This is a genomic window from Providencia burhodogranariea DSM 19968 (assembly GCF_000314855.2).
Taxonomy (GTDB): Bacteria; Pseudomonadota; Gammaproteobacteria; order Enterobacterales; family Enterobacteriaceae; genus Providencia; species Providencia burhodogranariea.
Genome location: NZ_KB233222.1, coordinates 422478 through 432695 on the forward strand (window position 1 = coordinate 422478; position 10218 = coordinate 432695).

The 10218-nt window shown below is 38.6% G+C and carries 10 protein-coding genes; 9 read left to right on the forward strand and 1 reads right to left on the reverse strand.

The annotated features are described in order from the left end of the window. The first annotated feature begins 171 nt into the window (after positions 1-171). Both sdhE and OOA_RS01745 read left to right on the forward strand, forming a co-directional pair. On the forward strand, positions 172-438 hold the full coding sequence (gene sdhE / locus OOA_RS01740) for an FAD assembly factor SdhE (protein WP_008910397.1): 267 nt from the start codon (positions 172-174) through the stop codon (positions 436-438). Beyond that, a complete protein-coding gene (locus OOA_RS01745; RefSeq protein ID WP_008910398.1) occupies positions 419-829 on the forward strand; it encodes a protein YgfX in 411 nt (136 codons plus the stop codon). The genes sdhE and OOA_RS01745 overlap by 20 nt, the downstream gene beginning before the upstream one ends. Positions 830-872: 43 nt before the next feature. On the opposite strand, the gene fldB is transcribed toward OOA_RS01745, so the two are convergent. Then, positions 873-1391 carry a flavodoxin FldB gene (gene fldB / locus OOA_RS01750; RefSeq protein WP_008910399.1) on the reverse strand — a complete coding sequence of 173 codons (519 nt, stop codon included), beginning with the start codon at positions 1389-1391 and terminating at the stop codon, positions 873-875. 104 nt (positions 1392-1495) lie between these two features. On the opposite strand from fldB, the gene xerD reads away from it, so the two are divergent. The 7 genes from xerD to OOA_RS20565 all read left to right on the forward strand — a co-directional run. Further along, positions 1496-2398 carry a site-specific tyrosine recombinase XerD gene (gene xerD / locus OOA_RS01755; protein WP_008910400.1) on the forward strand — a complete coding sequence of 301 codons (903 nt, stop codon included), beginning with the start codon at positions 1496-1498 and terminating at the stop codon, positions 2396-2398. A 19-nt stretch (positions 2399-2417) separates the two neighbouring features. Beyond that, on the forward strand, positions 2418-3119 hold the full coding sequence (dsbC, locus tag OOA_RS01760) for a bifunctional protein-disulfide isomerase/oxidoreductase DsbC (RefSeq protein WP_008910401.1): 702 nt from the start codon (positions 2418-2420) through the stop codon (positions 3117-3119). A gap of 9 nt (positions 3120-3128) precedes the next feature. Next, on the forward strand, positions 3129-4862 hold the full coding sequence (recJ, locus tag OOA_RS01765; RefSeq protein ID WP_008910402.1) for a single-stranded-DNA-specific exonuclease RecJ: 1734 nt from the start codon (positions 3129-3131) through the stop codon (positions 4860-4862). 137 nt (positions 4863-4999) lie between these two features. Continuing rightward, positions 5000-6101, forward strand: a protein-coding gene (gene prfB / locus OOA_RS01770; protein ID WP_148284482.1) for a peptide chain release factor 2 whose coding sequence is annotated in 2 segments (ribosomal slippage) — positions 5000-5077 and positions 5079-6101 — 1101 coding nt in all. Because the reading frame shifts where the segments join, the coding sequence is not laid out codon by codon here. A gap of 7 nt (positions 6102-6108) precedes the next feature. Continuing rightward, complete coding sequence (gene lysS / locus OOA_RS01775) at positions 6109-7626, forward strand: lysine--tRNA ligase (protein WP_008910404.1); 1518 nt, start codon at positions 6109-6111, stop codon at positions 7624-7626. A gap of 761 nt (positions 7627-8387) precedes the next feature. Beyond that, complete coding sequence (locus tag OOA_RS01780; RefSeq protein ID WP_008910405.1) at positions 8388-8942, forward strand: hypothetical protein; 555 nt, start codon at positions 8388-8390, stop codon at positions 8940-8942. After that, positions 8939-10218, forward strand: a 1280-nt coding sequence (locus OOA_RS20565; RefSeq protein ID WP_008910406.1) for a coiled-coil domain-containing protein, incomplete at its 3' end; no start/stop codon positions are given. The genes OOA_RS01780 and OOA_RS20565, both read left to right, overlap by 4 nt.

A 10218-nucleotide genomic window follows, 5' to 3' on the forward strand; every position in this document is an offset into this window, starting at 1 on the left:
GTTCTCAATTATCCAATATTTTTAAGCGGTGGGTTTAGATAAAAGCGGGATAGAGCAATGAAAAATAGCAACATTGCCTTCTATGTCATGTTTTCTTATCCCATTATCTGTTAGAGTGCTAAAAATAATCAATCTTATCAGCTAGCTGCAACAATATAAGGTCGTAGTGGAATGGATATAGAGAACAAAGCAAGAATTCATTGGGCTTGCCGTCGTGGTATGCGTGAATTAGATATTTCCATCATGCCATTCTTTGAATATGAGTATGATAGTCTTTCAGATAAGGACAAACATACATTTATACGTTTACTCGAATGTGCTGATCCAGACCTTTTTAACTGGTTAATGAATCACGGTCGTCCAGAAGACGATGAACTATTCGGTATGATTAAACTCATTCAAAAAAGAAATAAAGATCGTGGTCCTGTGGAAATCTAATCTTTTCATTTCATGGAAAACGCAGCTTTTTTCAACCTGTGCTCACGGGGCGATAGGCTTTGCGCTATTAGCTGCGCCATGGGCTCAGGATAATTTAGTCATATGGCTGCCTTTGCTGGTTGTGGTTATTGCCAGCTGGGCGAAAAGCCAAAAAAATATCAGTAAAATTAAAGGTGTACTCGTATTACTTAATGGCAATAAAGTTCAGTGGAAAAAGAATGAGTGGAGTATTATAAAACAGCCTTGGTGTAGTCAAGTTGGTATACTATTGACACTCAGCGCATTACAGGGAAAATCTCAGGAAATTCGCTTGTGGGTGGCAAAAGATGCACTATCGGAAGAGAGCTGGCGTAATTTAAATCAGTTATTACTGCAATATCCTGATATTTAATCGTCAGATTTTATTGCAGTAATGGAATATTGGTATAGTTAGGTTACAGCAACTCTTCTATTTCGTTTAGGATTTGCATGCACCATTGTGCAATTCGCTCATCTGTTTCCTCAAATTGATTCACATCATCTAAGGCTAAACCGACGAATTGCGTACCATCGTCACTTAACGGTTTCGGGCTATCAAACTCATACCCTTTAAGTGGCCAAAAACCAATAAATTTAGCCCCAGTTGGTTTGATTTGATGATAAAGCATGCCTAGTGCGTCAAGAAACCATTCACTGTAATCAACCTGATCGCCCATTCCATACATAGCGATAATCTTATTGTTGAGTTGCAGATTGGGAAGCTCGTCCCAAATTGCTAGCCAGTCTTCTTGTATTTCACCAAAATCCCACGTAGGGATCCCAAAAATAAGGATTTCATACTGCTCCATCATTTCCGGTGGCGTATCGTTAACATTATGCAATGTAACAAAATCATCCCCAAGAATATCGCGTATTTTCTCAGCGACGATTTCGGTATAACAGGTGCTAGAACCGTAAAAGAGACCTATTTTCATGTTATTGTAACTAGTTTTCGTTGCAGGAGATAAGTATTGTAACAGAATGAATGGTATTCAGGCATAATAGATTGTGTGGTGGTCTCGATGAGGAATATCGTTTCGTGGAAACAAAACAATTAAATCCATTAATAGAAAATTTTCTTGATACAATTTGGTTAGAGCAAGATCTAGCTGAAAATACGCTAGCGTCTTATCGGCATGATCTACACTTATTAGATAAATGGCTAGAAGCTAACCAATTGGATTTAGAAAGTGTTCAGTCAATTGATTTACAGTCTTTTTTAGCTGAGCGCATAGATAGCGGCTATAAAGCGGCAAGCTCTGCACGGTTATTAAGCGCAATGCGTCGATTATTTCAATATTTTTATCGTGAAAAAATTCGTCTTGATGACCCTTCCGCAGTTATTGCAGCACCTAAAATACCTAAGCGGTTACCGAAGGATTTGAGTGAACATCAAGTTGAAGACCTGCTTAATGCACCTGCTATTGAAGATTCACTCGAACTTCGCGATAAAGCGATGTTGGAAGTACTTTATGCATGTGGGTTACGTGTTTCTGAGCTGGTGGGTTTAACTTTCCCCGATATTAGTTTACGGCAAGGTGTTATTCGTGTTCTAGGTAAAGGGGATAAGGAAAGGTTGATCCCTTTAGGTGAAGAGGCTATTTATTGGATAGAAAAATATATCCAAGAAGGGCGGCCTGACCTATTAAATGGTAAAGCGAGTGACGTTTTATTTCCTAGCAAGCGCGGAACAAAAATGACACGCCAAACATTTTGGTACCGTATTAAATATTATGCGGTGCTCGCGAATATTGATTCAGAAGCATTATCGCCTCATGTTTTACGACACGCTTTTGCTACACATTTACTTAATCACGGCGCGGATTTACGCGTTGTTCAAATGTTATTAGGGCACAGTGATCTGTCCACAACACAAATTTATACACATGTCGCAACAGAGCGTTTGCGCATGTTACATGAGCAGCATCACCCTAGAGGGTGATTTGCGTAAAAGGATAATTATGAAACGTAAATTATTATTATGGGCAGCTTGTATTGCAACATTTTCCGTCTCAGTTTCTGCGGCCACAGATGATAAAGTAATAGAAGAAAAACTCGCAAAATATAACATATCAGTAGAGTCTATTAAGCCATCACCTATTGTTGGATTAAATACTGTTGATACCTCAGATGGGATTATTTACGTTACGGATGATGGTAAATATCTATTACAAGGCCCAATTTACGACTTAAGCGGAAACGCGCCAGTTAATATCTCTAATCAACCCTTGATGAAAAAAGTGGAAGCACTAAAAGATGAAATGATCATCTTCAAAGCACCGAAAGAAAAATATGTCATCACAGTATTTACAGATATTACCTGTGGTTATTGTAAGAAAATGCATGAATCTATTGGTGAATTAAATAGTAAAGGCATTACAGTTCGCTACCTTGCATATCCACGCCAAGGGTTAGAGCATGAATCAGCGAAGCAAATGGCATCAATTTGGTGTAATGCATTACCGCAAAGCGCATTAACAAAAGCATTTAAAGGTGATGAGGTTGCCATCATTGATGATTGCAAAATTGATCTCAGTAAACATATTAAGTTGGGCAGCCAATTTAAAATGACTGGCACACCAGCGATTGTGCTACCTGATGGTCAGTTACTTTCAGGTTATTTAGCGCCGGACTCTCTTTTACAACTACTCGAACAAAAATAGTTAATTATTGTGAATGTTGAAACTTTTTTACGCCAAAGAATATTAACTGATGAAATCTACACGTTAGACGGATTCCCTGAAATTCTTCAACGAGTATATGCTCATCGTGGTATCACTGATATTGCTCAATTAGAACGAAAATCTGCTAATTTATTGGATTATCGTACATTATCTGGAATGGAAAATGCCTTATCACTGCTCTATAGCGCATTAGAAAATAACGACTCGATTACGATAGTGGGTGATTTCGATGCTGATGGCGCAACTAGTACGGCTTTGGCTATTCGTGCACTAAAAGCAATGGGATATGCTAATTTAAATTATATTGTTCCAAACAGATTTGAAAATGGTTATGGCCTTACGCCACTTGTCGTAGAAGAAGCTCATAAACATGGAGCTGATCTTATCGTCACGGTTGATAATGGCATTTCATCTCATGAAGGTGTTGACGCCGCACATCAACTTGGAATCAAAGTGATTGTGACGGACCATCATTTACCCGGTGCTATATTACCAAGTGCAGACGCAATTATTAACCCTAACCTTGAAGATTGCCAGTTTGCTTCGAAATCCCTTGCGGGTGTTGGTGTTACCTTCTATTTAATGTCAGCATTACGAGCCAAACTACGCCTTGAAGGTTGGTTTATTAAGCAAGGGCTAAACGAACCTAATTTAGCCGAGTTTTTGGACTTAGTTGCACTTGGAACTGTTGCAGATGTTGTTCCACTTGATACCAATAATCGTATTTTAGTTCATCAAGGTTTAAGTAGGGTGAGGGCGGGGCGTTGCTGCGCAGGTATTAAAGCCTTGATTGAAGTTTCAAAACGCGAATGCTCTCGTATGGTCGCAAATGATTTTGGTTTTGCGCTAGGGCCTCGTTTAAACGCGGCAGGTAGGCTTGATGATATGTCAGTTAGTATTGAGTTACTGCTAACTGATGATATGGCTTATGCGCGTGAGCTTGCTAACGAATTGGATGGTTTGAACCAATCTAGGCGCGAAATAGAAGCTGGAATGCAGCAGGAAGCGGCTGTTTTGTTTAATCAAATAGAGTACGGTAATAATCAATTACCCAATGGGTTAGCCATTTATCATCCAGAATGGCATCAAGGTGTGGTGGGTATTTTGGCTTCTCGTATTAAAGAGCAATATCATCGTCCTGTGATTGCATTTGCACCAGCAGGTGATGGTATTCTTAAAGGTTCAGGGCGTTCAGTCCAAGGTGTACACATGCGTGATGCTTTAGAACGTCTAAATACATTGCAACCTGGTTTGATGCAAAAATTTGGTGGCCATGCAATGGCGGCAGGTTTAAGTCTCGAAGAGACTAAATTTGAGTTATTTAAATACCATTTTGAACAGTTAATGGGAGAGATCATCCAACCTGAACAATTATCTGGGGTGGTTTGGAGTGATGGTGAACTAAAACGCAATGAGTTTTCTTTGGAAACAGCAGAGCTCATTCGTGAAAGTGGCCCTTGGGGGCAATCTTTCCCAGAACCTATATTTGATGGGCAGTTTCAACTTTTACAACAACGATTAGTCGGTGAACGTCATCTTAAATTGATGTTAGAACCAGTGAATGGTGGTCCGATGATTGATGCGATTATGTTTAATATCGATGTTCGTAGATGGCCTGACAATAGTGTAAAGCGAGCAAAAATTGCATTTAAACTCGATGTAAATGAATTCCGTGGGCAAAAAAGTGTTCAGTTGATGGTCGAACATATTTGGCCTGAGTAATGGGCATAGTTTTTGTTAAGAAAGTTTGTAGTAACATCGGTTTTGTGGGGTGCTATAAACCTTAATGAAATTCCGTTATAATCGACGGTTTGTGTAGAATTCATTCTACTTAACGATCCAACATAAGACATTGAAAAATGACCTTTGAAATTAATCCGGTAAAAAGTAAGATTCAGGACCTGTCTGAACGGACAGCAGTTCTGAGGGGGTATCTTTGACTATGATGCCAAGAAAGAACGCTTAGAAGAAGTCAATGCAGAGCTTGAGCAGCCAGATGTCTGGAATGAACCCGAAAGAGCACAGGCATTAGGTAAAGAGCGCTCCTCCCTTGAAGCAATTGTTGACACTATTGATCAACTAACTCAAGGTATTGAGGACGTTGAAGGTTTACTTGAACTCGCGATTGAAGCCGATGATGAAGATACCTTTAACGAAGCTGGTGAAGAGTTAGAACAGCTGCAAGCGAAGTTAGAGCAACTTGAATTTCGTCGTATGTTTTCAGGTGAATACGACAGCGCTAATTGCTACATTGATTTACAAGCAGGTTCTGGTGGAACTGAAGCCCAAGATTGGGCAAGCATGTTGTTACGTATGTATTTGCGTTGGGCGGAATCGAAAGGCTTCAAAACAGAGATTATTGAAGAGTCGGATGGTGATGTGGCTGGCTTAAAATCCGCTACTGTTAAGATTATTGGTGATTATGCCTATGGCTGGCTGAGAACCGAAACGGGTGTACATCGCTTAGTTCGTAAAAGCCCATTTGATTCAGGTGGCCGTCGTCATACATCGTTTAGCTCAGCCTTTATTTATCCTGAAGTTGATGATGATATCGATATAGAAATCAACCCAGCTGATTTACGGATTGACGTTTATCGCGCATCTGGTGCGGGTGGTCAGCACGTAAACAAAACTGAGTCAGCGGTTCGTATTACACATATACCAACAAATATCGTGACTCAATGCCAGAACGACCGTTCACAGCATAAAAATAAAGATCAAGCCATGCGCCAGTTAAAAGCTAAGCTTTATGAATTGGAAATGCAGAAGAAAAACGCAGATAAGCAAGTGATGGAAGATAATAAATCGGATATTGGCTGGGGAAGTCAAATTCGTTCTTATGTTCTTGATGATGCACGTATTAAAGATTTACGTACTGGTGTGGAAACGCGTAATACGCAAGCCGTACTGGATGGTGATTTGGATAAATTCATTGAAGCTAGTTTAAAAGCTGGCCTGTGAGGGAAAAATGTCTCAACAACAACAGGGTGCAGAACAAGCTCCCGATTTGAATAACGAACTACAAAGCCGTAAAGAAAAATTGGTTGCTTTACGTGAAAAAGGGATTCCGTTCCCAAATGATTTTCGTCGTGAAATTACATCAGAAAAGATCCACGCACAGTATGATGATAAATCAAACGAAGAACTGGAAGACTTAAATATCGAAGTTTCGATTGCTGGCCGAATGATGACTCGTCGTATCATGGGTAAGGCTTCATTCGCAACACTGCAAGATATGGGTGGTCGTATTCAAATTTATGTTTCTCGCGATGATTTAGCGGAAGGCATTTATAACGAACAATTTAAAAAGTGGGACTTAGGTGACATCCTAGGTGCGAAGGGCCGCTTATTCAAAACCAAGACGGGTGAATTAACCGTCCACTGTCATGAAGTTCGTTTATTAACGAAAGCACTTCGTCCATTACCAGACAAATTCCATGGTTTGGCTGATCAAGAAACTCGTTACCGTCAGCGTTATCTTGACCTGATTGCTAACGATGAATCACGTCATACCTTTATGGTTCGTTCGAAGATCTTGGCTGAATTACGTAATTTCATGGTAGGTAAAGGATTTATGGAAGTCGAAACACCAATGATGCAAGTCATTCCAGGTGGTGCTTCTGCTCGTCCATTTATTACACACCATAATGCGCTCGATATTGATATGTTCCTGCGTATCGCGCCGGAGCTATACCTGAAACGTTTGGTTGTTGGTGGTTTTGAACGAGTATTCGAAATCAACCGTAACTTCCGTAACGAAGGTTTATCACCACGTCATAACCCAGAGTTCACGATGATGGAACTCTATATGGCGTATGCAGATTACCGTGATCTGATAGACCTCACAGAAGAGCTATTCCGTACATTAGCGCAGGAAGTTTTAGGCAATACGGTTGTGCAATATGGTGAGCAAGAGTTCGATTTCGGTAAACCATTTACTAAATTGACAATGAAAGAAGCTATTTGCAAATATCGCCCTGAAACTAATGTGTCTGATCTGGATGATATGGATAAAGCCGTTGCTATTGCACAATCTCTTAGTATTAAGATTGAGAAAAGCTGGGGCTTAGGTCGTATCCAATGTGAAATCTTTGAAGAAGTCGCGGAGAGCCACTTAATTCAGCCAACATTCATTATTGAGTATCCAGCGGAAGTTTCACCATTAGCTCGCCGCAATGATGATAATCCATTTATTACCGACCGTTTTGAGTTCTTTATTGGCGGGCGTGAGATTGGTAATGGCTTCTCTGAGTTAAATGACGCAGAAGATCAAGCAGAACGTTTTGCTGAGCAAGTTCGCCACAAAGATGAAGGTGATGATGAAGCGATGTTCTATGACGAAGACTACGTCACCGCATTAGAACATGGTATGCCACCAACAGCAGGTTTAGGTATCGGCATAGATCGTATGGTGATGTTATTTACTAACAGCCATACTATTCGTGACGTTATTTTATTCCCTGCATTGCGTCCATCTAAAGGCTAATTTAGATGTGCTTCAAATGCCCAGCTTAGTCTGGGCATTGTTTTATATCGATAATGAGCTTTATCGATAATATCCTAATTAATATAACAAATCTTTGTTAAGTTATTACTTAAATAAAACTAGTTAGATAAAGTTCTTATAAATACTCATCAATACTCTAAATAATTCTATTTACATTAGTGGGAAAGGGACGGTAGGAAAGAAAAGTATAGATAAAAAATGTGAATCGACTAGCTGAGTATAGTCAACAATCACGTAAGTAGAGGTATAAAGAGTATATAAGTGATGATTAACTGATAGTTGATATGAAAAATATACTAGTAACATTAGAACGTTAATATCCATATTATGGATAACTCGGTTCAGGTTTTTTAAAATAGATAAACAATATAAATATATTTTTTGTTAAAAAATATTTCAAAACTAATATAATCGACTAAGAAAATAGCACAAATAAGTGTTATTAGATTGTAATGAAATAAGGCTTTAGATTGGTAAACGTTCTAAATAAACATGTTAGGAGTTGACAGCTTTGCAGCCCTTATTAATTGCACTCATAAAGAGAGTGTCGATATATTGCTGAGATAAAAACAATATGGCACGTCGGCTAATTAGTGTTAATATTAAATCAATTAACTTAAATTTATGAGATGACTCTATTTCTAGATTAGGGCTTATAGTAAATAGCTAAATTTTAGCTTACACTGGGATCCTTGGGTATATTTATAATAGCAAAGAAAAAGTACTGTTAAGGTAACTATATGTTTTCAAAAAATAATTTTATTACTGTGTCATTGCTTTTAGCTGGTACAGTCATTCTATCTGGTTGTTCTTTCGGTAATAATGCACGCACTACAGCACCAACAAGCAGCGAACCTGCGACTCAAACATCACAAACGGATTATTCATATTCTGATTCACAAGCTGTTTTGAATTCTGCAACAAGTAACCGACCAACGGAAACAAGTAAACTAGCGACTGTTTCAAATGCTCAGATAATCACAGCAACGGAACAGGACTCATTGAATTCAAATGAATCTGATAAAGGGTCATTGCAATATTTAAACACCTGTATTAAAGAACTTAATGCATTAAAATCGCTATCACCAACTGATTACAATCGTCTTGTAGGCTCTTTTAAAGAAGTTAGCGAAATAAATCAGCTTTATAAGCAAGTTGCATCGACGGCAAGCCCTGACACAATTGAACTGTTACAAATGGCGATAGAGTCTAAAACAAAAGTTCTTTGCGCTAAAGTTCGTTATAACTCAGTCTTATCTACCGAATCAACATTGGAAAAAATTAGTGGATTATGAGAATTAACCTAAGGCTTTGTATATCTCTGGCACTTTTTTCGGCTGCTTTTAGTCAATTTGCTAAATCGGATAGCTTTAATAATGTCATTGATGACTTTGACAGTTACCTTAAACTCGAGCAAGAAGGTAAACTGCCTGAAAAACCATTGAATATTCAAGCTCAAGGTTATGATTCATTATCATCTTTGCCGCTTGTTGCTGAGCCTAAAAAGCAACCGAGTTCTTCGCTAAAAACAAAAGGCTCGGTAAATAAGCCAGTTAAAACGAATACCACCGCGAAGGCTGTGGCTGCTCAACCGAAAAAAGAAGCAAAAGCTTCTTTATCGGAATGCCCAATACCAGAAATAAATATGGTAGAGCAGCCAACTGGCTCAGCACAGCAATCTTTACTATTATCATCGTACCCATATTTCTTTAACTCGAATCAGTGGCACCCTCAGTATTTATCTAAGGATTTTGCTAAGTATCAAGTTGTTTTAGATCCATTAGGGCTGTATTCCTCCAAGTTCTCGATGGCGGCATCGAGTGATAACTCAGCATATTTAGAGCAACTTGCGGATCTTTTAGGGCAACAACAATCTACGCATCTATTTAAGTTTGGTGTTGCTCAAGGTACAGGGCAGTTGATTGCTTATCATCAATTATTGACGGATAGGCAATTAGTCGAAAAGTTAATTGCACATAATAAAAGTGTGGCAGAACTTAGTCATACAATTGCAGAAAAACAATTCGAAATAGAACGAATCAATGCTGAATTAGCTTCGAATAAAAGTCAGATTGCTCTTTTACAAGAGCAATTAAAAGTAACTGATGACCAAGAAAGAATTACTTTACTCACCGATGAATTAACGTCAGTTAAAAATAATCTTGCACAAAAGCAAAATGATTTCGAGCAATTGACTTCACAGAATCAAAATGCTCAACAATTAATTAATACGCTCGAAGCCAAGCTCAGTGAAAGTGTTAGTGCTCAATTATTAGCGGAAAAGCAGTTAGCTGAAAAAAATAAACAAGTTGAGGATGCTCAACAGCAAATTAATCAGCTGACCTCACAGCTTGCTCAGTTAGAAATGGATTCTAGAGAACAAACTGAATTATTAGCTAAAACTAGGGACGAACAACTTAAATCAGTGAATGCAGATCTTGCACAACAGCAAGTATTGCTCAAACAGAAAGAAGCAGCATTGCAGTTAATCGAAAATGAAAGAGACGAAATTAAAGCTGAATTAGAGAAGCAACAAGATGTGGCTAAGGTTTTTGAAGCCGATTTGGAAGA

What these genes read in the sequence shown, in the direction of transcription:
- dsbC (WP_008910401.1), top strand. Translation starts at nt 2,418, where the DNA reads ATGAAACGTAAATTATTATTATGGGCAGCTTGTATTGCAACATTTTCC.
- lysS (WP_008910404.1), top strand. Translation starts at nt 6,109, where the DNA reads ATGTCTCAACAACAACAGGGTGCAGAACAAGCTCCCGATTTGAATAAC.
- fldB (WP_008910399.1), bottom strand. Translation starts at nt 1,391, where the DNA reads ATGAAAATAGGTCTCTTTTACGGTTCTAGCACCTGTTATACCGAAATC.
- sdhE (WP_008910397.1), top strand. Translation starts at nt 172, where the DNA reads ATGGATATAGAGAACAAAGCAAGAATTCATTGGGCTTGCCGTCGTGGT.
- OOA_RS01780 (WP_008910405.1), top strand. Translation starts at nt 8,388, where the DNA reads ATGTTTTCAAAAAATAATTTTATTACTGTGTCATTGCTTTTAGCTGGT.